The organism is Achromobacter xylosoxidans A8 (assembly GCF_000165835.1).
Taxonomy (GTDB): Bacteria; Pseudomonadota; Gammaproteobacteria; order Burkholderiales; family Burkholderiaceae_B; genus Achromobacter; species Achromobacter xylosoxidans_B.
The window spans coordinates 6,549,733-6,573,859 of the sequence record NC_014640.1 but is presented as its reverse complement, the minus strand read 5'-3'; the positions used below and the strand labels follow the sequence as shown (position 1 = coordinate 6,573,859).

The 24,127-nt window shown below is 66.0% G+C and carries 24 protein-coding genes; 8 read left to right on the top strand and 16 right to left on the bottom strand.

Translation table 11 applies throughout. From position 1 onward, the window contains the following. Nucleotides 1-36 precede the first annotated feature (36 nt). From AXYL_RS30225 to AXYL_RS30215, 3 genes are all read right to left on the bottom strand, one after another. Nucleotides 37-294: a helix-turn-helix domain-containing protein gene (locus AXYL_RS30225; RefSeq protein WP_013396689.1), complete on the bottom strand. Its 258-nt coding sequence runs from the start codon at nt 292-294 to the stop codon at nt 37-39. Between the two features lie 113 nt (nt 295-407). Continuing rightward, nucleotides 408-1,844 carry a heavy metal sensor histidine kinase gene (locus tag AXYL_RS30220; protein WP_013396688.1) on the bottom strand — a complete coding sequence of 479 codons (1,437 nt, stop codon included), beginning with the start codon at nt 1,842-1,844 and terminating at the stop codon, nt 408-410. Next, nucleotides 1,841-2,539, bottom strand: a complete 699-nt coding sequence (locus AXYL_RS30215; RefSeq protein ID WP_013396687.1) for a heavy metal response regulator transcription factor — start codon at nt 2,537-2,539, stop codon at nt 1,841-1,843. The genes AXYL_RS30220 and AXYL_RS30215 overlap by 4 nt, the downstream gene beginning before the upstream one ends. 175 nt (nt 2,540-2,714) lie before the next feature. Here AXYL_RS30215 and AXYL_RS30210 point away from each other — a divergent pair, with 175 nt between their 5' ends. Further along, entirely contained in the window at nt 2,715-2,930 is a 216-nt protein-coding gene (locus AXYL_RS30210; RefSeq protein WP_013396686.1) for a hypothetical protein, read from the top strand. Between the two features lie 19 nt (nt 2,931-2,949). On the opposite strand, the gene AXYL_RS30205 is transcribed toward AXYL_RS30210, so the two are convergent. From AXYL_RS30205 to AXYL_RS30150, 12 genes are all read right to left on the bottom strand, one after another. Continuing rightward, nucleotides 2,950-3,501: a cob(I)yrinic acid a,c-diamide adenosyltransferase gene (locus AXYL_RS30205; RefSeq protein ID WP_013396685.1), complete on the bottom strand. Its 552-nt coding sequence runs from the start codon at nt 3,499-3,501 to the stop codon at nt 2,950-2,952. A gap of 36 nt (nt 3,502-3,537) precedes the next feature. Further along, nucleotides 3,538-4,290, bottom strand: coding sequence for an SDR family oxidoreductase (locus AXYL_RS30200; protein ID WP_013396684.1), 753 nt, complete (start codon nt 4,288-4,290; stop codon nt 3,538-3,540). A gap of 11 nt (nt 4,291-4,301) precedes the next feature. Beyond that, nucleotides 4,302-5,735 (bottom strand): aldehyde dehydrogenase family protein, encoded by a 1,434-nt coding sequence (locus AXYL_RS30195; protein WP_013396683.1) that lies wholly within the window; start codon nt 5,733-5,735, stop codon nt 4,302-4,304. Between the two features lie 71 nt (nt 5,736-5,806). Continuing rightward, nucleotides 5,807-6,883, bottom strand: coding sequence for an isopenicillin N synthase family dioxygenase (locus tag AXYL_RS30190; protein WP_013396682.1), 1,077 nt, complete (start codon nt 6,881-6,883; stop codon nt 5,807-5,809). Nucleotides 6,884-6,955: 72 nt separating this feature from the next. Continuing rightward, nucleotides 6,956-8,197 (bottom strand): ABC transporter substrate-binding protein, encoded by a 1,242-nt coding sequence (locus AXYL_RS30185; protein WP_013396681.1) that lies wholly within the window; start codon nt 8,195-8,197, stop codon nt 6,956-6,958. Next, the gene (locus AXYL_RS30180; protein WP_013396680.1) at nt 8,194-8,535 is read right to left on the bottom strand and encodes a hypothetical protein; all 342 of its coding nucleotides are present in this window, start codon (nt 8,533-8,535) and stop codon (nt 8,194-8,196) included. Before AXYL_RS30180 ends, AXYL_RS30185 begins: the two co-directional genes overlap by 4 nt. Before the next feature lie 3 nt (nt 8,536-8,538). Then, nucleotides 8,539-9,504 carry a Bug family tripartite tricarboxylate transporter substrate binding protein gene (locus AXYL_RS30175; RefSeq protein ID WP_013396679.1) on the bottom strand — a complete coding sequence of 322 codons (966 nt, stop codon included), beginning with the start codon at nt 9,502-9,504 and terminating at the stop codon, nt 8,539-8,541. A gap of 16 nt (nt 9,505-9,520) precedes the next feature. Continuing rightward, on the bottom strand, nt 9,521-10,462 hold the full coding sequence (locus AXYL_RS30170) for an ArgK/MeaB family GTPase (protein ID WP_013396678.1): 942 nt from the start codon (nt 10,460-10,462) through the stop codon (nt 9,521-9,523). After that, nucleotides 10,459-11,586: a CaiB/BaiF CoA transferase family protein gene (locus tag AXYL_RS30165; RefSeq protein ID WP_013396677.1), complete on the bottom strand. Its 1,128-nt coding sequence runs from the start codon at nt 11,584-11,586 to the stop codon at nt 10,459-10,461. The genes AXYL_RS30170 and AXYL_RS30165 overlap by 4 nt, the downstream gene beginning before the upstream one ends. Next, nucleotides 11,583-11,999 carry a cobalamin B12-binding domain-containing protein gene (locus AXYL_RS30160; protein WP_013396676.1) on the bottom strand — a complete coding sequence of 139 codons (417 nt, stop codon included), beginning with the start codon at nt 11,997-11,999 and terminating at the stop codon, nt 11,583-11,585. The genes AXYL_RS30165 and AXYL_RS30160 overlap by 4 nt, the downstream gene beginning before the upstream one ends. After that, nucleotides 11,996-13,618 carry a methylmalonyl-CoA mutase gene (locus AXYL_RS30155; protein WP_013396675.1) on the bottom strand — a complete coding sequence of 541 codons (1,623 nt, stop codon included), beginning with the start codon at nt 13,616-13,618 and terminating at the stop codon, nt 11,996-11,998. The genes AXYL_RS30160 and AXYL_RS30155 overlap by 4 nt, the downstream gene beginning before the upstream one ends. Continuing rightward, the gene (locus AXYL_RS30150) at nt 13,615-14,394 is read right to left on the bottom strand and encodes an enoyl-CoA hydratase/isomerase family protein (protein WP_013396674.1); all 780 of its coding nucleotides are present in this window, start codon (nt 14,392-14,394) and stop codon (nt 13,615-13,617) included. Before AXYL_RS30150 ends, AXYL_RS30155 begins: the two co-directional genes overlap by 4 nt. A gap of 185 nt (nt 14,395-14,579) precedes the next feature. Here AXYL_RS30150 and AXYL_RS30145 point away from each other — a divergent pair, with 185 nt between their 5' ends. After that, nucleotides 14,580-15,332 (top strand): IclR family transcriptional regulator, encoded by a 753-nt coding sequence (locus AXYL_RS30145; protein ID WP_013396673.1) that lies wholly within the window; start codon nt 14,580-14,582, stop codon nt 15,330-15,332. Between the two features lie 31 nt (nt 15,333-15,363). Here the strand turns inward: AXYL_RS30145 and AXYL_RS30140 are convergent, their stop codons facing one another. Beyond that, complete coding sequence (locus AXYL_RS30140; protein ID WP_013396672.1) at nt 15,364-15,996, bottom strand: LysE family translocator; 633 nt, start codon at nt 15,994-15,996, stop codon at nt 15,364-15,366. 93 nt (nt 15,997-16,089) lie between these two features. On the opposite strand from AXYL_RS30140, the gene rsmB reads away from it, so the two are divergent. The 6 genes from rsmB to AXYL_RS30110 are packed head-to-tail and all read left to right on the top strand — an operon-like array spanning nt 16,090 to nt 23,971. After that, nucleotides 16,090-17,427 (top strand): 16S rRNA (cytosine(967)-C(5))-methyltransferase RsmB, encoded by a 1,338-nt coding sequence (gene rsmB / locus AXYL_RS30135; RefSeq protein WP_013396671.1) that lies wholly within the window; start codon nt 16,090-16,092, stop codon nt 17,425-17,427. Between the two features lie 40 nt (nt 17,428-17,467). Then, on the top strand, nt 17,468-18,058 hold the full coding sequence (locus AXYL_RS30130) for a DUF4390 domain-containing protein (RefSeq protein ID WP_013396670.1): 591 nt from the start codon (nt 17,468-17,470) through the stop codon (nt 18,056-18,058). Beyond that, the gene (locus tag AXYL_RS30125; protein WP_013396669.1) at nt 18,055-20,370 is read left to right on the top strand and encodes a sensor histidine kinase; all 2,316 of its coding nucleotides are present in this window, start codon (nt 18,055-18,057) and stop codon (nt 20,368-20,370) included. The genes AXYL_RS30130 and AXYL_RS30125 overlap by 4 nt, the downstream gene beginning before the upstream one ends. Before the next feature lie 11 nt (nt 20,371-20,381). Next, on the top strand, nt 20,382-21,074 hold the full coding sequence (locus AXYL_RS30120; protein WP_013396668.1) for a response regulator: 693 nt from the start codon (nt 20,382-20,384) through the stop codon (nt 21,072-21,074). After that, nucleotides 21,071-22,450, top strand: a complete 1,380-nt coding sequence (gene trkA / locus AXYL_RS30115; protein WP_013396667.1) for a Trk system potassium transporter TrkA — start codon at nt 21,071-21,073, stop codon at nt 22,448-22,450. Before AXYL_RS30120 ends, trkA begins: the two co-directional genes overlap by 4 nt. A 51-nt stretch (nt 22,451-22,501) precedes the next feature. Next, a complete protein-coding gene (locus tag AXYL_RS30110) occupies nt 22,502-23,971 on the top strand; it encodes a TrkH family potassium uptake protein (protein WP_013396666.1) in 1,470 nt (489 codons plus the stop codon). Nucleotides 23,972-24,127 lie beyond the last annotated feature (156 nt).

Genomic DNA, 24,127 nt, shown 5'->3' with positions numbered 1-24,127 from the left:
TGTTGTTCATGTCGGGCGAGGCCGGGGCGGCGGGCCTCAAGATTCAGCGTGTTCGTTGGCGCGCCACGGGGGCAGTTCTCGCAGGGTCTCGGGGTGCAACATGGCTACCTGCAGCAGGGTTTTCGCCGCGCCCGAGGGGGTGCGCCGGCCTTGCTCCCAATCTTGCAGCGTGCGTACGCTCACGCCCAGCAGTTCAGCGAAATCCGTTTGCGGCAGGCCCACGCGGTTGCGTGCTTCGCTGATATGCGACGCCTGCCACGGTGCGCTGCGCGCCGTCGGGGCAGCATTCTTCATGGCTCTTCAAAAGTCGGGTGGCGCCTGCGTGGCGTCCCAGGGGGTGATGCCGTCGTGCCATGATGGCGGCGATGGCGAATTTTTAATTATACGGCATTGCCGTAGGTTGATTGTCATCCAACCGCCAGTCGGACAGGCTTCCCAACCTGGCTCGACATCTCTACCGTGTGAGCAGGTAAAGGGAGCGGGCAGGCCAATGTGAACCCGAAAGTATTGATGCCGCCCGCACTGCGTGCAAATACGTCGCCCTGATGGACTGTCGCGATGGCCTTGACGATCGCCAGTCCCAGGCCGTGATGCTTGCTGCTACGGCTGCGCGCGGCTTCCGCCCTGAAAAAGCGTTCGAACAGGCGCGGCAGGACCTGCTGATCGATAGGGTTTCCACGATTGGCGACGGACACGTGGGCGAAGCCGTCTTGTTCTGTCAGCCGCAAGCTGATCCTGCTTTGCGGGACTGCGTGGCGGACGGCATTTTCCAGCAGATTCGCCACCGCCCGATGGAACAATCGCCGATCCGCGTGCATGCGGACTTCACCTTCCAGAACGATTGCCAGTCCCTTTTCCTCGAATAGCGGTTCGAGGTACTCCATGGTCTTGGCAACCTCTTCCCGTAGCGAAACTTCTCCCAGGTCCAGGGCCATCTGGCCAGTCTGCGCATGTGACAGAAACAGCATATCGTTGACGATGGCCGTCATCCGCTCCAGTTCTTCCAGGTTGGACAGAAGTAATTCCTTGAATTCGTGTTCGGTCCTGCACGCGCGCAGGCCAAACTGAGTCTGACCGATGAGATTGGTCAGCGGCGTGCGCAGTTCGTGCGCAACATTGGCGTTGAAACTTTCCAGCTGTCGCCAGGCCACTTCCTGCCGATCGAGAACGCCGTTGAACGATGCGGCCAGGTCCTTGATTTCGGTGGGAAGCCGTTCCAGGCGTAGCCGCTGTCCGCTATTGCCTGGCGTCAGTTCTCGAGCCTGGCCGCCGAGACGTCGACCGTGGTGCAGGCCCGCCCGCGCAATGAAGTAGCCTAGGATCGCCACCAGCAAGGAACCCGCAATGGATAAGGAGGCAAGGATGGCCGTAAAGTCGTCGAGCGTCTGTATGTAGGGGGAGGAGTCGAGCGAGATGACCGACCGCACCGCGGGCCGGATGCCCGCCGGCGGTATGGTGGTGATAAGCACGTGCAACGGACAGCAATCGGTTGCCCCTGGCAGGATGGAAAATCCGTCGGGTAGCTGGCTCGACGTCACGCTCTTGGGCGGTTCTCCGCCATGGCGGTATAGCGGGTCGTCGCTGAGGATCCAGTGCTGCGCATTGACCATGCGGTTCGACGCAAACGGGCTGTGCGCGAACACGGCGTCATGCCAGGTCGCCGGCGACTGTCGCGACATCAGCAGCGGATCCAGAAACGAATGACGCAACTCAAGCTCGCGCTGTATCTGTTGCTGCAGCGATTGCCTGAGGGATCCCTGCAGCAGCACGGAGCAAACCGAGGCGGTGAGCGTCACCGCCAGCGTGAACATCAGCGCCAGGCGCATCGAGAGGGACGCGATCATGGCGAGGCGGCGCAGGCTTCGGCGCGGCTTTCCAGCAGATAGCCCATGCCCCTGACGGTATGCAGCAACTTCGTGTCGTATGGCGCGTCAACCTTGAGACGCAAGCGCCGCATCGCGACTTCGACCACGTTCGCGTCGCTGTCGAAGTTCATGTCCCAGATCTGCTCGGAGATCATCATCTTGGACAGGATCTCGCCCTGGTGGCGTGCCAGCAGGCTGAGCAGCGCGAACTCCTTGGCGGTCAGGTTCAGCCGCTGGCCGGCGCGGGTGGCACGGCGCGCCAGCAGATCGACCTGGAGGTCGCCCACCTGCAACCAGGTCGAATCGCCGCCGGTGCCGACCCGGCGCCGCAGCAGGGCCTGGATGCGCGCGGCCAGCTCGATGAAGGAAAATGGCTTGCCCAGGTAGTCGTCAGCGCCCTGGCGCAGTCCCTTGACCCGCTCGTCGACGGAGCCACGGGCCGAGAGCATCAGCACCGGCGTCGGCTTGCGCGCCCGCAGTTGTCTCAGCAGTGCGTAGCCGTCCTGGCCGGGAAGCATGACGTCCAGGATGATTGCGTCGTAGTCATGCTCGATGGCCAGGAACAGCCCCTCGCTCCCATCGCCGGACAAGTCGACGGTAAAGCCCAATCCAGTCAGCCCGCGCTTGATGTGCGATGCCGTCTTTGGTTCGTCTTCCACAACCAGCAAACGCATGCGTTCCCTTAGCGGATCTTTTGAAGTTCTTTATGCCGGTATGGACTTCGAGCGGTCTATGAAGGGACCGGCGTGGCGCAACATTTTAGGGCACCAAAGCCGTCTTCAGAGTGACTCAAGAATGACGAACTTGTCAGCAATCGCTGCATAAATATGACAGGGAACTCGCGCCGCCATGGCCACGGAAGAAACGGAATTCCCGCCGTACGCGCCTGGCACGGTGACCAGTGCGGAAATCGCCGCGGACCTGCAGGCATGGTCGAGCGCGGCCCTGCCCGAGGTGACCCGGCAGGAAGAAACGCCTGAGGTATTTGGCGCGGATTATCGTGAACGCTACGCCAACTACCTGCGTCTGCAGGAGGGCGCTTCCGCCAAGAAGGCTGTGCGCTGAGGCTCGATTCTCCGCATCGCTACCGCGAATGCCGGCTGCTCCAGTACACATCCGACAACCCCAAGCGCCGGTTCATCTCACGCGCCAGCACGAACATCAGGTCCGAGAGCCGGTTCAGGTACTGCCGCACCGTCGGATTGAGACCCTCGGTGCGTGCCAGCGCCACCACCGCGCGTTCGGCGCGGCGGCAGACGGTCCGGGCCATGTGGAAATGCGCGGATGCGCGCGAGCCGCCCGGCAGGATGAACTCCTTCAGCGGCGGCAGGGCGGCGTTGTAATGCGCCAGGCGGCCGTCCAGATGGGCGATCTGCGCCTGGTCCAGCGCGCGATGCCCCGGGATGCAGAGCTCGGCGCCCATGTCGAACAGGTCGTTCTGGATGATGTGCAGATCGGTCGCGACTTCGTCGGGCAATTTTTCAGCAAGCAGCACGCCGATCACACTGTTTAGCTCATCCACCTCGCCCAAGGCGGCGATGCGGGGCGCGTCCTTGGGCGTGCGCGAGCCATCGCCCAGTCCGGTGGTGCCGTCATCGCCGGTGCGGGTGGCGATGACGGATAAGCGGTTGGCCATGGTTTTCTTCCTGTCTGACGGGCGCGTGCGCCCGGCCTAGATGGAGCGGCCGCCGTCGACCGGGAGCTCGACGCCGGTCAGGAAGCGTGCCTCGGCGCTGGCCAGGAATACGGCCACGTTCGCCACGTCGTCCGGGTCGCACATCCGGCCCAGCGGTATCGTCGATACGAAGCGCGCCCGGTTCTCGGCGTTGTCGGCCACGCCCATGAAGTCGTTGAGCAGCCCAGTGGGCGCCATGACCGGCGAAATGAGATTGACGCGGATGCCGTCCGCGGCGAGTTCGGCGGCCATCGATTTGGTCATGACCCTGACCGCGCCTTTCGAACTGTTGTACCAGGTCAGGCCGGGGCGCGGACGGATGGCGCCTACCGAGCCCACGTTGATGATCACGCCGTCCTTCTTTTCCTTCATCAGCGGAACCACGGCCAGCGCCATGAGATAGATCGACTTTACGTTGACCGCGAACACGCGGTCGAAGGTCGCTTCGTCCACCTCCAGCATGGGCTGGTTGCGGTGCGTGGTGCCGGCATTGTTGATCACCACGTCGGGCGCGCCGAAACGCTCCACGCAGTGGCGGACCATGGCTTGCACCTGGTCGCCGTTGCTCACGTCGCACGCGACAGCGCTGGCGTTTTCACCCAGCTCACGGGCGACCTGCTGCGCGGCTTCGAGATTGAGGTCGGCCAGGACGACCTTGGCGTTTTCCTTGGCGTAGGCGCGGGCGATGGCGGCACCGAAGCCGCTGCCTGCTCCCGTGACGATCGCGATCTTGTTGCTCAATCCGGACATGGTGGCATTCCTTATGCGTAGTGTTGAACAATGGTCTTGGTCGTGCTCATTTCTTCCAGGGCGAGAAATCCTTTCTCGCGGCCGTAGCCGCTTTTCTTGACGCCGCCGAAGGGCAGCTCCACGCCGCCGCCCGCGCCGTAGCAATTGATGAATACCTGGCCGCTGGCGATGCGCTGCGCCATGCGGGACTGACGGCTGCCGCTCTCCGTCCAGACGCCCGCGACCAGGCCGTAGTCCGTCGCATTGGCCAGTTGCAGGGCATCGCCTTCGTCGCTGAACGGCATGACGGACAGCACCGGGCCAAACACTTCCTGCGAGGCCAGCCGGTGGTCGCGGGGTACCGGCCCGAACAGCGCCGGCTTGACGAAATACCCGTCGCCTGACGCGTCCGGCGCCAGGCGGCCTTGCGCCAGCAGCGGCACGCCCATGGCGGCGGCTTCGGCGATGAAGGCTTGCACTTTGTCGCGCTGCCGTGCGTTGATCAGCGGACCGCAGTCCAGATCCATCTCGGGCGTGCCTGCCTTCAGCGCGTCGAAAGCGGCCGCGATGGTGTGGACGAAACGGTCGTAAATGCCCTGCTGTACCAGCAGGCGGCTGCCGGCGGAGCAGGTCTGGCCCGCGTTCTGGACGATGGCCCGGACGATGATCGGCGCGGCCTTGGCCAGGTCCGCGTCGTTGAATACGATTTGCGGCGATTTGCCGCCCAGTTCGAGCACGCAGGGAACGTGGTTGCGCGCGGTAGCTTGTTGGACCTGGACGCCGACTTCGGGGGAACCGGTGAAGGTCGCGAAGTTGATGCCAGGGTGCGAGGTCAGCGCCGCGCCGGCTTCCGCGCCGTAGCCCGTCACGATGTTGAGCGCGCCGGCCGGCAGCCCGGCCAGCAGCGCCAATTCGCCCAGTTTCAAGGCGGTCAGGCAGGCATCTTCAGAGGGCTTGACCACCGCCGCGTTGCCCATGGCCAGCGCCGGCGCCAGCGTGCGTCCCATCATTTGCGCGGGATAGTTCCAGGGAATGATGTGGGCCGTGACGCCGTGCGGAATGCGGACAACGCTGACGTTGTAGCCGGCCAGGTAGGGAATGGTCTGCCCGTGGATCTTGTCGGCCGCGCCGCCGTAGAACTCGAAGTAGCGCGCCACCGCCCCGGCGTCCGCGCGCGCCACCGACATGGGCTTGCCGGTATCGCGGGCCTCCAGTTCGGCCAGCTCATCGCCATGATCCAGGATGAGCTGCCCCAGGCGCTGCAGGATCCGGCCGCGCTCGGTCGCCGTCATCCTGCCCCAGGCGCCTTCCAGCGCGCGCCGCGCCGCCGCGACCGCCAGATCCACATCCGCGGCCCGGCCGCGCGCGATCCGCGAGAAAGCCTGCCCGGTGCAGGGATCGATGACATCTATGGTTTCGCCATCGAGCGCATCGACCCAGCGGCCGTCGATCAACAATTTGCTCACGCGTTACTCCTTCAGATTGAGACGACGGCTGCGGCCCGCCAAGGCGCGCTGCCGTCGGCGGCGGCACGCCGTCAGGCCTGGGAACGGATGCCTTCGGGTTCGACCTCGCTCATGAACTTGGGATCGTTGTAGTGGTACAGATCGTCCAGGTAGGGCACGAAGAAGTCGTAGAAGGAGCGGGAGTCGTACTTGGCTTTTTCACCCTGCTTGACACAGGCCGGGATGGGACCCACGTTGGCGTCATCGTCCGGGTAGAAGAAGAAGGTCAGCGCGTAGCGCTTCATCGGGGGATTGACCACGCGGTGCGGCGTGGCGATGAAGCGGTCGTTGGACAGGCGGTTGAGGACCTGGCCGGTGTTCACGATCAGCGCGTCCTTGACGTAGGTGACGTTGAGCCATTCCTTCGAGGGGGTCATGACTTGCAGGCCCGGCACCGGCGTCATCGGCAGCAGCGTCAGGAAGCTGCCGTCGGAGTGTGGCGCCAGGGCGTACTGGCCTTCCTCCAGGCGCTCTTCCGGATGGTAGTAGGCGCAGCGCTGGTAGTACTCCGGCGCTTTGAACATATGGTTGAAATGGTCGGCCGGAAGGTCCAGCGCCCGCGCATAGATGGGCAGCAGCTTGAGCGCGAGCGCCTCCATGGAGGTCTGGTATTCGTACAAGGTCTTGCGGAACTCCGGCAGGCTTTCCGGCCATTGGTTCAAGCCGCGGTGCCGGACGTTGGCCACCACCTTGGGATCGTCGGCAGTGCGGTTGCGCATGAAAAGCCAGGCGGCGTTGGTGTCCTTCTTGGTGTTGAGCGCGATCTTCTCCATGATGGCGGTCGATTGCAGGATGGATGCCTTGGGCGGCAGGTAGCCCTGGTGGTGGAAGCCGACCCGATGCCTGAGCTTCTCTTCCATGGGAATCTCGAAGAGCTTGGCGGTCTGGCGGAACGATTCGTCGATGAGCCCCTGGGGAATGCCGTGGTTGACGATGGCGAAGAAGCCCAGGTTCTCCTGGATCCAGCGCACGTCCGCCGCCAGTTGTTCGAGCGCGCCGGGCTTGCCGGCAAGATACGGACCCACGTCGAGGATGGGCAGTCCCTGGCCGCTTTCTATGGCTTGCTTGACGCCTTCAGAAGCGCTTACCTGATTCGTTGCAGTAGTCATGATCGATGTCTCCTTGATGTATGGACAATTGCCAAACCACTCTGGTCTTCAAACACTCGGACGGCGTTTTCATCAGTTCCAGAACTTGCACTTGGATTCCGCCTTGGAGGCAAACGCCTGCTCTCCAGGAATCATCTGTACCTGCTTGTAGTAGTCCCAAGGCCCCTTGGATTCGGCCGGGCTCTTGATCTCCATGAGCCGCAGATCGTGGACCATGCGGCCGTCCTCCCGGATGTAGCCGTTTTGGGTGTACATGTCGTTGATTTTCTCTTTCCTCATCTGCGCCATCACGTCCTCGGCCTGGTCGCTGGCTGCGTGCTGGACAGCCTGCAGGTAATGCAGCGTCGCCGAGTAGCTGGCCGCCTGCATGCTGGTGGGCATCTTGCTCATCTTCTGCTGGAAGCGGGCGGCCCAGGCGCGCGACTTGTCGTCCGAGTCCCAGTACCAGGCCTCGGTCAGGTTGATGCCGCGGGTCTGCTCCAGGCCCAGGGCATGCACGTCGGTGATGAACAGCATCAGGCCCGCCAGCTTCATTGATGAAGACAGTCCGAACTCGCTGGCGGCCTTGACCGAATTGATGGTGTCGGCGCCGCCGTTGGCCAGTCCCAGGACCTGCGCGCCCGAGGCCTTGGCCTGCAGCAGGAAGGACGAGAAATCGGGGGTGGACAGAGGATGGCGCACGCTGCCCAGGACGCTGCCGCCATTGGCCCGGACGACCTCCGTGGTCTCCTTTTCCAGCGACTTGCCGAAGGCGTAGTCGACCGTCAGGAAGTACCAGGTTTTGCCGCCCTGGCGCGTCATGGCCGCGCCGGTGCCGCGGGCCAGGGCCACCGTGTCGTAGAGGTAATGGACGGTGTAAGGCGAGCATTCCTCGTTGGTCAGCTGGGCGGCGACGCCGCCCGTGACGATGACGATCTTCTTCTTCTCCGCCGCGACCGTGGCAATGGCCAGGCTGGTGCCTGAACTGGGGCCGCTGATGATCATGTCCACGCCTTGTGTGTCGAACCAGCCGCGCGCCGCGGTTGCCGCGACGTCGGGCTTGGCCGAGTGATTGGACGTCACGACCTCGATCTTCCTGCCGTTGACCTTGCCGCCGAAATCGGCGATGGCCATCTTCACCGCTTCGGTGATGCCGGCGCCGCCCATGTCGGAGTAGATGCCCGACATGTCGGCCAGCACGCCGATCTTGACAACGTCGCCGCTCGCCTGGGCCCATGTCGGGACACAGGCGGCGATGCAGAACAGGGACGCCACGACGCGGCGGCCCGACGAGGGGAGCTTGCGCAACGAACAGCTATAGGAAGAAGTTTTCATTCCTGTCTCCTGGAGTTCGATTCCGCCGGCGTTATGCCGCCGATCGGTTGGTCCGTTGTGCCGCGGCGCAGCGTCAGGACCTTCTGCAACTGCGTCGGGTCGGCCATTCCGCTTGCTACCGCATGGCAGTATTCCCACAGCGTCTCGTCGACGTTGGCGCCCAGCTGTACTGCGTTGGCCAGCCGCAGGACGGCCAGACGGTCATGCTTGAATCTCACACTGCGCTGCAGCAGGGACAGCGCGGCCGAGCGGGCGTCCTGCTGCTGCGCCGCTGACGCCTGGGCCCGGGCTCCCACGCGCTGCGTTTTCTTCAGTGACCGGATCAGTGCGCGCGACATGGATCAGTCCACTTGCGCGCCCGAGGCGCGCACCACCTCGCCCCACTTCAACGCATCGGCACGCAGGACGCGCGCGAACTCGTCCGGTTGCGTGATGTAGGGCTCCGCGCCCTGCGCCGCGAAGCTGGCCGCGACTTCCGGCAGGCGCAGGATGTCGTTCACATCGCTGTTGATTTTCCGCACCAGATCCGGCGGCGTGCGTCCGGGAGCCATGAGGCCGAACCATGGATTGACATCGAAGTCCTTGAAGCCAGCCTGCGCGATGGTCGGAATGCTGTCGAATGCCGCGGCAGGGCGCGCGCTGGTGACCGCGATCGGATAGAGGGTGGAGCTCTTGAGGGCGCCGATGACGGACGGCAGGCTGGTGAACACCACCTGGATCCGTCCGCCCATCAGATCCTGCAGCGCCGGCGCCGCGCCCCGGTAGGGAATGTGCGCGAGCTTGACGCCAGTGGCGGCGTTGAACATCTCGCCCAGCAGGTGATTGACGGAGCCGTTGCCGGCCGAGCCGTAGTTGATGTGCGAGTTGCGGGCGGCCGCCACGACTTCGGAGACGGTCTTGAATGGCGAATCCGGCCGCGTCACCATGACGAAGGGCAGGGTGGCCAGCGTGGCGACGGGCGCGAAATCCTGGACCGGATCGAAGGACAGCTTGCGGTACAGCGCGCCATTGATGGCTTGGGTGCCGACGTAGCTCATCAGCAGGGTGTAGCCGTCGGGCGCCGCCCGGACGACCAGCTCCATGCCGACATTGCCGCCCGCGCCCGCGTGGTTCTCGACCACCACCGGCTGGCCCCATTTCGCCGTGAGCTTCTGGCCGATGATGCGGGCCAGCACGTCGGAGGCGCCGCCAGGCGTCTGCGGGACGATGATCCTGACCGGCTTGTCTGGAAATGCCGCGCTCGCGCTCGCGGCCGGCGCGGCGGTGCAGACGGCGGTCAACAACGATGCGAAAAAGCGCATGAGCATGGCGGCTCTCCAGGAGTCAGGAATCGAGCGTGGCGGCGGCCGCGAGTATCCGGCCCATCTGCTGCCCGAGCGGAGCGTCGAACAGTGCGTCGTCGGCGTGGGCGATGGCGTGCGCGATGCGCAGTTCGAGCATGCGCCGCAGTCGGTAGCGCAGCCGCTGGGCGCGCAGGCGTTGGCGCCGTTCTGGATCGGTGGCGCGCCAGGCTTGGTGCCGGTCTATGGCTTGGGATAGCGCGCGGATCGAGTCCGATTGCGTGGACGAGGCCAGCAGTACCGGCGCACGCCACGCGCCCTCGGGCTGCTGGCTTACCGCGGCGATGCGCTGTATGTCGGTGGCCATTTTCTTCGCGCCCGGCAGGTCTGACTTGTTGACGACGTAGATGTCGGCCATTTCCATGATGCCGGCCTTCATGGCCTGGACCATGTCGCCGCTTTCGGGCAGCAGGACCAGGACCAGCGTGTCGACTTGCGCGCGCGCCGCATACTCGGCCTGGCCGATGCCGACCGTCTCCAGCAGCACTTCGTCAAAGCCGAACTCGTCCATGATGTCGAGCATCTCGGGCAGGTTGTCGGCCAGGCCGTCGCAGGTGCGGCGCGAACCCAGCGAGCGGATGTAAAGATCGCCGATGCCGGCCAGGTCGTCCATGCGGACGCGGTCGCCCAGGATCGCGCCGCCGCTCTTCGGGCTGCTCGGATCGACGGCCAGGACGCCCAGGCGGCCTGTCGGCGCGCGTTCCAGCGCCAGATGCCCGACCAGGGTGCTCTTGCCGGCGCCCGGAGCGCCGGTGATGCCGATCCGGCGGGCGGCGTGCGCGGTCGCATCGCGCAGCGCGAAGCGCGCCACTTCCGCGGCGTCGGCGTTGGCCATGCGTGTCAGCGCGCGGCCCAGCGCCCAGCGGTCCAGGGGCGGGGCGTCCGCCGGACTACCTTCATGCTTGAGGCGGCCCGGTGCGTTCATGTCCTGACCCTGCCCAGCACTTCGTCGCCGTGCTCGTCCAGCAGGGGCGGCAGGCCGTAGACCGGCGCATACCCCTGGAAGCGGATCGGGCTGGCCACGGCCTGCAGCGGCAGGCTGCCGTCGCCCAGCGCGACCACCAGCGCGCGCGCGGCGGCGATGTCGCTGGAGAGCGCCGCGTTCAAGGTGCCGACTTCCGCCGCCACCACGCCCAGCGGGCTCAGGCGGCGCACCCATGCGCGGGCGGGCGCCTGGCGAAGTACCTGCGCGATGGCGGCTATGACTTCGGTCCGGTGCGTCCTGCGCCCCGCCATGGTGGCGAACTTCGGGTCCGCCACCCATTCGGGACGGCCGATTTCGCAGCAGAACGTTTTCCAGAACCTGTCGTGGGTGATGAACAGCGTGAGCCATCCGTCCGCCGTCGCGAATATCTGCGCCGGCACCACATAGGGGTGGGACGAGTCCGCCAGGCGTTCTATGGTTTCGCCTGCGTTCAGCGCCGCGCCCGCCAGGTAATTGAGCTGCGAGAGCATGACGTCGTACATCGCGACATCGACCTGGCCGCCTTCGCCCTGCACGATCTTGGCCAGCAGCCCGACCGCGGCCACCAGGCCCGCCGAGTTGTCCACCGCCGAGTAGCCGGCCTTGGTGGGCGGCGCCTCGGGATCGCCGGTCAAGGCCATGACACCCGTCATCGCCTGGATGACGTAGTCGTAGGCGGGGTTGTCCGCGTAAGGGCCGTCCAGCCCGTAGCCCGTCAGCGCCACGCAGACCAACCGTTCGTTCCAGCGCCGCAACGCGTCATAGGTGAGGCCGAGCTTGCGAATCGCGGAAGGCCGCAAATTGGTCACCAGCGCATGCGAGGTTTCGACGATGCGCCCCAGCGCCTCGCGTCCCTCCATGCTTGCCAGGTCGAGCACCACGCTTTTCTTGTTGCGGTTCAGGCTGGCGAAGTAGGCATTGTGCGGGCCCACGAAATGCGGGCTGACGCTGCGGCCGATGTCGCCCTCGGGCGTTTCGATCTTGATGACCTCGGCGCCCATGTCGGCCAGCATCAGGCCGCAGTAGGGGCCGGCCAGCATATGGCCGACTTCGATGATCCGGATCCCCGCGAGCGGCGCGTTCATGACAAGCTCTGCGCCAAGGTGCGGACCATGTCGTCCAGCGGCATGTCGGCGGTGAAGATCGCGGCGACACCCAGTTCTTTCAGGTAGGGCCAGTCTTCCGCGGGGATGGTGCCGCCGACGAAGACCTTCACGCTGTGCGCCCGCAGTTCGCGCAGCTGCGCCATGACTTCGGCGACCAGCTCGCGGTGGCTGCCGGACAGGATGCTCAGGCCGACCGCGTCCACGCCTTCGTCCACCGCCACCTGCGCGATCTGCAGCGGGCTGCGGCGCAGGCCGGTATAGATGACTTCCGCCCCGGCGTTGCGCAGCGTCAGCGCGACGATCTTGGCGCCGATGTCGTGGCCGTCCAGGCCGGGCTTGCCGATCAGGATACGCTTGGCCGCCAGGGCGGCAGAGGTCTGTTGGGCGCTCATAGATTCACCGGCTCCTTGAATTCGCCCCACTTGTCCTTCAGGCGCTCCACCATTTCGCCGACGGTGGCGTAGGCGTGGCAGCACTCCACGAGGTAGGGCATGATGTTCTCGTTGTCCTTGGCGGCCACGGCGGACAGCCGGGACAGCGCGCGGTCGACCTCGGATTGGCGGCGCGTGTCGAGCACCCGCTGGTACTTCTCCAGCGCGCGCTCGGCCACGGTCGGGTCCAGCTTGAAGACCTCGCCGACCTTGATCTCTTCGTCCGCCTTCCTGAAGTAGTTCTGGCCGATGATCACGTTGCGTCCGGAGTCGGTGTTGAGCTTGCGTTCCAGGCCGCGTTCGGCCAGGCGCAGCTGGATCCAGCCGTCCTCGATGGCCGGGATCACGCCGCCGTAGGCGTCGATCTCATCCATCACCTTGGTGATCTGCTCTTCCATCCGGTCGGTGTGCTGCTCCAGGAAGTAGCTGCCGCCCAGGGGATCGACCGTGCGGCCGATGCCGCTCTCGAACGCGATGATCTGTTGCGTGCGCACGGCCAGTTCGGCCGAGAATTCCGTGGGGATCTGGAACGCCTCGTCAAAAGCGCAGGTGAAGATGGATTGCGCGCCGCCCAGCACGGCGGCCATAGTTTCCACGGCCACGCGTGCGACGTTGTTGTAGGGCTGCGGCGCCACCAGCGACGAGCCGCCGCAGACCACGCCGAAGCGGAAGTGCTGCGCTTTCGGGTCCTGCACGCCGTAGCGTTCCTTCATCAGGCGGGCCCATAGCCTGCGGCCCGCGCGGAACTTGGCGATCTCGTCGAAGAAGTCCATGTGGACGTAGAAGAAGAACGACAGGCGCTTGGCGAACTTCTCGACGTCGCCGCCGCGCGCGCGCAGTTCCTCCACATAGGCCAGGCCGTTGGCCAGGGTGTAGGCCATTTCCTCGGCCGCGGTCGAACCGGCGTCGCGCACGTGGGCGCCCGCGATGCTGATCGGGTTGAAGCGTGGCGAGACTTCGTTGGAATAGAGGATGGAGTCCGCGATCAGCCGCATCGAAGGGCGTACCGGGAAGATCCAGGTGCCGCGCGCCACGTACTCTTTCAGGATGTCGTTCTGGATGGTGCCGGTGAGCTTGTCGCGCGGGACATTCTGCTTGTCCGCCACGGCCAGATACATGGCGTAGATGATGGCGGCCGTGCCATTGATCGTGAACGAGGTCGATATCTTCGACAGGTCCAGGTCCTTGAACAGGATCTCGGCCTCGCTCAGGTTGGACAGCGAGACGCCCACCTTGCCGATCTCCGGACGCGCCATCGGGTGCACCGGATCCAGGCCGCACTGCGTGGGCAGGTCCAGCGCCACGGACAGGCCGGTCTGCCCCTTTTCCAGAAGAAACTTGTAGCGCTCGTTGGACTCCTCGGCGGTGCCGAAGCCCGAGTACTGGCGGATAGTCCAGAGACGGCCCTGGTAGCCGTCGGGGAAAATCCCCCGCGTGTAAGGGTACTCGCCCGGCGCGCCGATGCGGGCCGGGTCGATGGCGTCCGGGCCGACGCTGGTCGGCACGTCGATGCCGCTGGGGCTGGTGGAGCTCAGCTGCGGCTCCATGTCGCGCGCTTCGCGATGCTGTTCGGCGCTCATTTCGCACTCCTCGCGAGAAAGGCGTCGGACGCGCGCCAGTGATCGTCGTGCAGCCAGGTATGCATCACCTGCTGCCGTTCGACGGCGCGGCGCGCCTCATACGAGGCGCCTTGGCGCCAGGCCGCGGTTTGCGCCTTGATGGCGCGCAGTACCTGGGGCGCGCAGAGGCGCAGCGGTTTGAGGAAAGCCTGCATGTCCGCGCCGGCCGGCCCGTCGGCGACGATGGTGTCGGCCAGGCCCCAGTCCAGCGCCAGGGGGGCGTCTATCGATTCACCGCGGCTCATCATGCGCATGGCCCGGGCGCTGCCGGCCAACTGGCACAGATCGACGCCGCCGCCCCACACCGACGAGATGGCCAGGCGCGCCTGGATGAAGCCGATGTGCGCGTGGCTGGCCAGCATGCGCATGTCGCACGCCAGGGCCAGTTCGGCGCCGCCGCCGATCGCGTCGCCGTTCAGGTAGGCCAGCACGGGCACGGGACAAGCGCGCACCGCGTCCAGGGCGGCGCGGGACTGCTCGGCCATGTCGCGGGTGGAAGCCTCGTCGCGCACCTGGGCCAGTTCCACCAGATCGCCGCCGGCGGCGAAGTAGCGGTCGCCAGCGCCGGTCAGGACGATGAAGCGCGTGTCCTTGCGCGCGCCTGCCTGCAGCACCGCCTGTCCGAGTTCGGCGAGCACCTGGCGGGCGAGCGCGTTGTGCTTGTGCGGCCGTTCGATGGTGATCCACACCTCGCCACCGGCGCGCTCCTCTACCGCGATGTCCTTGTTCGTCTGCACGCTTTCTGATCTCCGTCGAGGTGTATTGCGTGCTGAGGATGGTATGAAGCAAAATATTCGGGAACAAGGACAGTTGTTCGGTATTACGAACAAAACCGTGCGGCAAATCGGAAACGGAACGGATTTATCGGATTTATTCAGCGGGCTGAATTGCGGCCATCCCACTTTCCCTAAAAGGAAGCGCCATGTCTGGAGTTACGGTGACCGGCGTCGAGCGTGTGCTTGACGTCTTTGAAGCGTTTCAGGCCAATGAACGGCCCCTATCGCTGACCGATCTGGCCGAGGCGGCCGGCATCCCCAAGAGCACCTGCCATGCCATCGTTTCGACGCTGACGGCGCGCGGCTACCTCTACACGCTGAACCGTCCGCGCACGCTGTATCCCACCAAGCGCATGTACGATGTGACGAGCGACATCCTGGCCAAGGACCCGTTCATCGAGCACGTCACCCAGGTCCTGGAGCGGCTGCGCGATTCCACCCGCGAAACCGTGATCCTGGGCAAGCGCCTGGGCGAATCGGCGATTTATCTGCAGGTCATCGAAGGGCTGCATTCCATCCGTTATTCGGCCAAGCCCGGCGAGTTCAAGCCGCTGCATTCGAGCTCGATCGGCAAGGCCTTTCTGGGCACGCTGAAAGAGCGCGACCTGCGCGCTTGGCTGGAAGACCAGCAGTTGGCCGCGATCACGCCGGAGACCAAGACCGAGCATGAGGCGCTGATCCAGGACATTCTGGAAAGCCGGAAGAACGGCTACTTCGTGACGCGGGGCGAGAACGTCTACGACGTGTGGGCGGTCGCGACGACGCTCACCATCAACAACGAAACGCTGGCCGTCGCGGTTGCCGGACCCAAGCACCGCATGGAAGGCAACGTGGCCGAATGCGCGAAGCTGCTGGTGGCGACCTGCAGCTTTCTATCGCGGCAACTGGGGCGGGCCTAGCGGGCGGTGCGCCGGCCGAGGGGCAGGCCGCTCAAGGCGTGCCGCGCCGGTACAGTGCCAGCGTCCCTGCCAACCCGATCAGCAAGCCGCCGCAGATGCGGTTCAGCCAGCGCAGGCCGGCGCCCTGGAAGGCGCGCACCATCTGCGCGCCCAGCGCCGCGTAGGCCAGCATCACGGCGATGTTCATCAAGGCCATGACGCCGGCCAGCACGGCGTACTGGGCGGGCAGGGGCGCGGCCGGATTGATGAACTGGGGCAGGAAGGCGGACATGAACAGCAGCGCCTTGGGATTGGTCAGCGCCACCGCGAAGCTGCGCAGGCCCAGCGCCAATCCAGCCGGACGCCTTGCATCCGCCTGGGCGGCGGGCATGACAAGCGCCGCGTCCGAGCGCAGCATCTTCCAGCCCAGGTAGGCCAGATAGGCCGCACCCACCCATTTGATGAGCTGGAAGGCGACTTCCGACGCCGCCAGCACCACGCCCAGGCCCGAGGCCACCGCGCCGATCAGGACCAGGTCCGCCAGCACCGCGCCGGCCATGCCCCAGCAGGCGGCGCGCACGCCGTGGCGTGAACCGTTGCTCATGGCGAGCAGGACGGTGGGGCCCGGCGTGATGATGGTGACGGCCGAGGCCAGGATGAAGAGCAGCAGGGTGGCAAGGGTCATGAGGGGCTCCGTGGCTGGGGGCCAGTGTGCCGTGGCGGGCGTGGTTCGTCCAGGTCCGGCTACCATAGCGGTCTTATCTCTTGAATTTGCACCATGTCCACGCGTTCCGACTCCCCCAATCTGGCCCCCCCGTTGTCCTCCGTCCTGCTTTCCAGCGCGGAGGTGGTCGAGGGCGTGCTGGACGGCCGTTCCCTGACGGACGCGCTGAGCGACGTGGAATCGGCCCTGCGGCCCGCCACGCAAGCCGTGTCGTTCCATGCCATGCGCTATCTGGGCTGGGCCGATGCCGTGGGCCGCGAAATGGTGCAGCGCTATCCCAGCGTGCTGTTCGAATCCCTGCTGCTGGTCTCGCTGACCTTGCTGAAAGAAGAGGGCGAGGCCGCGTCGGCTCTGCCGGGCATGCCGGTCTATGCGCCCCACACGGTGGTGGACCAGGCCGTGACGGCCGCGTCCCGCAGCCGCGAGCTGGCCTCTTTCAAGGGCATGCTCAACGCTTGCCTGCGCCGCTTCCTGCGCGAGCGCGCGGCGCTCGAAGCCGCGGTCGCCGACAGTCCCGAAGCGCAATGGAACCATCCCGGCTGGTGGGTCAAGCAGCTGAGCGTGGCCTATCCGCGCGAATGGCGCGAGATCCTGGCTGCGGCCAATCTGCCCGCGCCGCTGACCCTGCGCGTCAACCGTCGCCGCGCCAGCCGCGAGCAGGTGCTGGCCGCGTTCCAGGCCGCCGGCCTGGCGGCCGAGCCCGTGGGCCAGTCCGGCCTGGTGCTGGCCACGCCCAAGCCAGTGACGCAATTGCCGGGCTTTGCCGAGGGCTGGTGGTCGGTGCAGGATGCCGGCGCGCAACTGGCGGCCGAATTGCTGGCGCCCGCGGACGGCATGCGGGTGCTGGACGCCTGCTCGGCCCCGGGCGGCAAGACCGCCCATCTGCTGGAACTGGCCGACATCGACCTGCTGGCTCTGGATGCCGACGCCGACCGGCTGGTCCGGGTCGGGCAGAACCTGGACCGGCTGGGCCTGGCAAGCGATCGTGTCCAGTTGAAAGCGGCTGATGCCGCCGACCTGGACGCCTGGTGGGACGGCAAGCCGTTCGACGCGGTGCTGGCCGACGTGCCCTGCACGGCCTCGGGCATCGTGCGCCGCCACCCGGACATCCGCTGGTTGCGGCGCGAGAACGACGTGCGCCGCACGGCCACCCTGCAGTCCAGCATCCTGGACGCGCTCTGGCGCACAGTGGCGCCCGGCGGGCGGCTGCTCTACGTGACCTGCTCGATCTTTCCGATCGAGGGCGCGCGCCAGGCGCTGGAGTTCATGCAGCGTCACCCTGACGCGCAGCGCCTGGAGGCGCCCGGGCAGTTGCTGCCAGTTGCGGTCGATGCAACACCTGCGGCCCAGCACGACGGGTTTTTCTACGCCTTGTTTGCCAAGCAGTCCTGAATCGCCAAGAATAGGGGGCATGACGTAGTTCCGGTGCCGTATGTCCATTATTCCGCGCTTATTTCTCGGGTTGTTGCTCGTATCTGCCTTGCTTTCGTTCGTGCCGGGCGGGCAGGCGCATGGGGCTGAACCGAAGGTCACCGAAGTTCGCCCGGCGGTGCGCGACGGCAAGCTGGAAATCGACGCGGACATCGAGTTCGAACTGAACCAGCAACTGCGGGACGCGGCCCAGCGCGGGGTTCCGCTCTATTTCACGGCGGATCTCAATATCAATCGCGAACGCTGGTGGTGGTTTGACAAATCCCTGGTCGACACTTCCCGCACCTGGCGCATCATCTACAACGCCCTGACCCGGCAATGGCGGGTCGGCGTGGGTGAGCTGACCTTCCCGGTCGCCTCCCTGGACGATGCGATGGGCGTCATCCGCCATATCCGCAACTGGCCGGTGGGTGACGCCGACGAGTTCGATGCGGGCGTACTTTACGGCGGCCAGCTGCGCTTGCGCCTGGATACCTCGCTGTTGCCGCGGCCGTTCCAGGTCAACGCCTTGAACAGCAGTTCGTGGGTGCAGGCGACGCCCTGGCTGGACTTCACGTTCGTGCTCAGCGACAAGGAGAAAGACCCGTCATGAGGCTATTGCTTCGGCTGGCCCTGATGGTTGGCGCCGCGAGCGGCCTGGCATTGCTGGGCCTGTTGGCGTGGTCCACCGGCAATGCCTCGCGCTTTGCGCGCTACTACGACACGCTGCTGGTGCTGAACGGCATTTTTGCGCTGGCGCTCTTCGTCTGGGTGGTGGCGCTGACCGTGCGGCTGGCGCGGCAGATCCGCCGGCGCCAGTTCGGTGCGCGGCTGACGGCCCGTTTTTCCCTGGCCTTCGCCCTGATCGGCGTGGTGCCCGGCGCCCTGATCTACACCGTGTCGGTGCAGTTCATGTCGCGCTCGATCGAATCCTGGTTCAACGTGCGGGTGGACACGGCCCTGGAAGCGGGCCTGAACCTGGGCCGCGCCGCGCTGGACTCGCTGCTGGCGGACCTGGACGCCCGCGCCCGCTCCATGGCCATGGAGCTGAACCGCAACTCCGATAGCGGGGTGACGCTGGCGTTGACCCGGCTGCGCGAGGCCAATGGCGTGCAGGAAGCCATGGTGTTCACCGGCAGCGGCCGCATGATCGCGTTTTCCACCAGCCAGTACGGCCAGTTGCTGCCGGCGACGCCGCCGTCCACGGTCATCAATCAGTTGCGGCTGGCGCGCGGCTATTCCGCCGCCGAAGCCGACGATCCGGTCACGCCCGGCGCCGAAGGCGGGTTGCACCTGCGGGTGGTGATTCCGCTCACGGGACCGGACCGCTACGACAACCTGCTGGGGGCGGCGTCCGAGCCCCGCTGGCTGCAGCTGATGCAGCCGGTGCCCGAGCAGATCGCCCACAACGCCAATCTGGTGCAGCAGGGCTTTCGCGACTACCAGGAACTGGCGCTGTCGCGGCTGGGCCTGCGCAAGCTGTATGGCATCACCCTGACCCTGGCCCTGCTGCTGGCGGCCTTCGGCGCCATCGCCGTGGCGTTGTCGCTGTCCAAGCGGCTGGTGCGTCCGCTGCTCAGCCTGGCGGGCGGCACGCAAGCCGTGGGCGTGGGCGATTACCGGCCCCTGCCCGAACCGCCGGAGCGCGACGAAGTCGGCCAGCTCACGCGTTCGTTCAACGCCATGACGCGTCAGCTCGACGAGGCCCGCCGCATGGTCGAGAGCAACCGGCAGCAGCTGGAACGCTCCAATGTCTATCTGGAAAGCGTGCTGTCGAACCTGTCGTCCGGGGTGCTGGTGTTCGACGAGTCGTTCCGCGTGACCACGGTCAACCAGGGCGCCCAGACCATACTTGGGGCGGATCTGCGTTCGGTGATCGGCCGTCCGCTGGAAACGGTGGCCGGCATGCTGGAGTTCGCCAACATCGTCCGGCAGGCCTTTTCCGCCCATGCCGCGGTGGGTTCCGAGCGCCAGCACTGGCAGCAGCAATTCGAGATCGCCCCGGGCCAGGGCGAGGCGCCGGCAGGGGCGCAGCCCTTGACCTTGCTGGCGCGCGGCACGCATTTGCGCGTGGACGGGCGCGGCAACGGCTATCTGGTGGTGTTCGACGACATTACCGAAGTGATCTCGGCCAACCGGACCGTGGCCTGGGGCGAGGTCGCCCGCCGCCTGGCGCACGAGATCAAGAATCCGCTGACGCCGATCCAGCTGTCGGCGGAACGTCTGGCCATGAAGCTGGAAGGCAAGCTGCCCCCCGCCGAGGCCCAGATCGTCGAGCGTTCCACCAACACCATCGTCAATCAGGTGGCGTCGCTTAAGCAGATGGTGGACGATTTCCGCGAATACGCCCGCACGCCGCCGGCGGTGATGCAGCGCATCGACTTCAACGCCCTGGTGGCGGACGTGCTGTCGCTGTACGGCTGGGAGCCCGAAGGCGGCTCGTCGCGCCTGGCTGAAAAGGCCCTGAACCTGGACGTGACCCTGGCGCCGGACCTGCCTCCCATCGAAGGCGACCCTACCCAGTTGCGCCAGGTGATCCACAACCTGATGTCCAATGCCCGCGATGCGATCGCCGAGCAGGGCGGGCAAGGGCGGGTCAGCGTGACCACGCAGCTCATGCGCAGCGAACAGCCCGACCGCGCGGACCAGCAGGCCCTTAGGTTTACCGTGGCCGATACCGGGCCGGGCTTTCCGCCCCAGGTCATGCAGCGCGCGTTCGAGCCCTACGTAACCACCAAGTCCCACGGGACTGGGTTAGGATTGGCAATCGTACGCAAGATCGTGGAAGAACACGGTGGGCGTATCGACCTTGCCAACCGCAAGGAAGGAGGCGCGCGGATCTCGATCTTGTTGACCCGGCTGGCTTCCGAGGCCGATACAATAGACGCGACCGCGCAAGAAAAGGATAATGCGGCTACGCAATAGGTGGATGCTTTATGGCCAGAATTCTGGTGGTTGACGACGAAGTCGGTATACGCGAGCTTTTGTCGGAAATCCTTTACGACGAAGGACACACGGTCGAGCTGGCTGAAAACGCGGCGCAAGCGCGCGCCGCACGCTTGCGCATGCGCCCCGATCTGGTGTTGCTGGACATATGGATGCCCGACACGGACGGCGTCAGCCTGCTCAAGGAATGGGGCTCGCAAGGCCTGCTGGACATGCCCGTGATCATGATGAGCGGCCACGCCACCATCGACACGGCGGTTGAAGCCACGCGCATCGGCGCCATGGACTTCCTGGAAAAGCCGATCACGCTGCAGCGCCTGCTGAAGACCGTCGCCGCCGGCCTGGCCCGCGGCCGCGCGCCGCACCCGGCGCCTGCCGCGTCGAATGCGACCGTGGCCAGCGCCGCCGTGGCGCTGGAAGACGAACTGGATCCCCCGGTCCTGGCCGCCGCGCCGGCCAACGAAGTCCCGGTCACGTCCAACGGCCAGCTCGGCAGCATTTCGCTGGACCAGCCGCTGCGCGAGGCGCGCGACGAATTCGAACGCATCTATTTCGAATACCACCTGGTCCGCGAAAGCCACAGCATGACCCGGGTATCGGAACGCACCGGGCTGGAACGCACCCACCTGTACCGCAAGCTCAAGCAATTGGGCATCGAGTCCGCCCGTAAGCGGAGCTCATGAAGATCCTGATCATGGGCGCTGGTCGCGTAGGCACCAGCGTGGCCGAGAACCTGGTGTCCGAAGAGAACGACATCACGGTGATCGATTCGGATCCCGTCCAGCTTCAATACCTGCAAGAACACTTCGACCTGCGCGTCGTCCTTGGCGACGGCTCGCAGGTATCGGTGCTGGAGGCCGCCGGCGCCGCCGATACCGACCTGCTGATCGCCTGTGCGGCCTCCGATTCGGCCAATATGGTGGCCTGCAAGATCGCGCGCCAGCTGTTCAACATTCCCCGCCGCATCGCCCGCATCCGCTCGGTCGAGTTCGCCGAACATCCGGAGCTCATGAGCGAAGAGGGCTTCTGCATCGACGCGCTGATCAGTCCCGAGCGCAGCGTCACCACCTATCTGCATAGCCTGATCGAATTTCCCGAGGCCCTGCAGGTGGTGGAGTTCGCCGAAGGGCGGGTCAGTGTCGTGACCGTGCGGGTCGGGGCCGGCAGCCCGATGGCCCATTCCCCCGTCGACAAGCTGCGAGACGTCTGGCCCGACGTGAAGGCGCGCGTGATCGACGTGCTGCGCGGCGGCCGGCCGCTGCGCGCCGGCAGCGGCACCGTCATCGCCCCGGGCGACGAGGTGGTGCTGGTGGTCGATTCGCGCGATGCGCGCCGCGCGGTGCGGCAGCTGCGCGAGGCCGAGCGCGCCGTGCGCCGCGTGATGATCGCGGGCGGCGGCAACATCGGCCTGCGCCTGGCGCGCCAGTTGGCCGAGGAAAAATACAGCGTCCGCATCATCGAGCGCGACCAGAAGCGCTGTGAGTACCTGGCGACCCAGCTGCCCGACAGCGTGCTGGTCCTGCACGGCAGCGGCACCGACGAAGCGCTGCTGGAACGCGAGAACATCGAGGACATGGACACCTGGCTGGCGCTGACCAGCGACGACGAGGACAACATCATGTCCTCGCTGCTGGCCAAGCGCCTGGGGGCGCGCAAGGTGATCGCCCTGATCAACCGCCAGGCTTATGGCGAGCTGATGCAGGGCAGCCATATCGACATCGCCGTGTCGCCCTCCCAGGCCACCATGAGCGAACTGCTGCGGCACGTGCGCCGCGGCGACGTGGCCGCCGTGCACCGGCTGCGCCAGGGCGTGGCGGAAGCGCTGGAGGCCATCGCCCATGGCGACCGCTCCACCTCCAAGGTGGTGGGGCGCGCGGTCGGGCAGATCAGCCTGCCCAAGGGCGCCAGCATCGGCGCGCTGGTGCGGGAAGACGAAATCATCCTGCCGGACGCCGACACCGTGATCGAATCCGACGACCACGTCATCGTCTTCGTGCCCTCGCGCCGGCAGATGCCGCGCGTGGAAAAGCTGTTCCAAGTCTCGGCGTCCTTCTTCTAATGGGCGCCGCCTCCTTCCTTTTGCGCGGCCCGCGCGCGGCCGGATAGCTCCATGAAGCGCGTCCTGGGCACCCTCTACATCCTGGGCCTGACGATGGTGATGTTCGCACTCACCATGCTGATCCCGCTGACCGTCGCCTACGTGGGCGGCGATGCGGCGCGGGAGGCCTTCCTGGACGGGTTCCTGCTCTCGGTGGGCATAGGCGGGGGGCTGGCGGCGGTGACGCGTCGCGCCCGCTGCGAACTGCGCGCGCGCGACGGCTTCGTGCTGGTGTCGGCCGTGTGGGCCGGCCTGCCCCTGCTGGCGGCCATTCCGCTGCTGCTCTACTTCCATGGCGCCGGGCTGCCTCTGTCGTTCACCGGCGCCTACTTCGAGGCCATGTCGGGCCTGACCACCACCGGCGCCACGGTCCTGACCAACCTGGACACGCTGCCCGCGTCGATCAATCTGTGGCGCGCCACGCTGATCTGGATCGGCGGCATGGGCATCCTGGTGCTGGCCGTGGCCATCCTGCCCTTGCTCGGGGTGGGCGGGCATCAGGTGGTGCGGGCCGAAACGCCCGGACCGATGAAGGACGAGCGCCTCACGCCCCGCATCGCCAGCACCGCCAAGGCGCTGTACGCGGTCTATTTCGTGTTCTCCATCCTGTGCTTCCTGGCGTACCGGGCGGTCGGGCTGTCGTGGTTCGAGGCCTGGTGCCATATGGCCACCACCATGGGCCTGGGCGGCTTTTCGACCTGGGACGACGGCTTTGCCCACTTCGATTCCGTGGCGGTGGAAATGGTGGCGATGGTGTTCATGCTGATCGCCGGCATCAACTTCGCCACCCACTTCAATGCCTTCCGCCAGCGTAGCGGGCGCGCCTATCTGCGCTGTCCGGAAGCGATTCCCTATCTGGTGGTGGTACTGGGAGTCGGGCTGGTCATTTCGGTGTTCCTGTTCCTGAAGGGGGTCTATGACGATCCGCTGCAGGCGCTGCGCTATGGCATGTTCAACACGATTTCCATGGCGACCACCACGGGCTACGCCAATACCGACTTCGCGCAGTGGCCGCTGTTCGCCCCGCTGACCATGCTGCTGCTGTCGGGCTTTGCCACCTCCGCCGGGTCGACCGGCGGCGGCATCAAGATGATCCGCGCGATCCTGCTGGTCAAGCAGGCCCGCAACGAACTGGTCACAATGTTGCATCCGCACGCGGTCAGCCCGGTGCGCATCAACGGCCGGGCGGTCGAGACCCGCACCATGTCGTCGGTCTTGGCCTTCATGCTGTTCTACGGCCTCTCCATTGCCGTGTTCACCAGCCTGCTGCTGCTGTCCGGCCTGGACCCGATCACGGCCTTCTCGGCCGTTTTCGCCAGCGTCAACAACACCGGACCCGGCCTGGGCCCGGTTGGCCCCATGGGCAACTTCGCCGTTCTGTCCGATTTCCAGATCTGGGTCTGCACCTTCGCGATGCTGATCGGGCGCCTGGAACTGCTGACGGTGTTGGTGCTGTTCACCCCTATTTTCTGGCGAAAATAGGCTAGGGATAACCCGTATAAGGGTTGTCCCACCCCCTTCCGGAAGCCCCTTCCAGGCTCGCTATCCGGCCGTCATGGGCCGGGAGCCCGCGCCGTTTCTATGCCGTGAGCGCTCGCTCACTTTCCTTCACAGGGAAAAACCGATTGCTTCGTGATG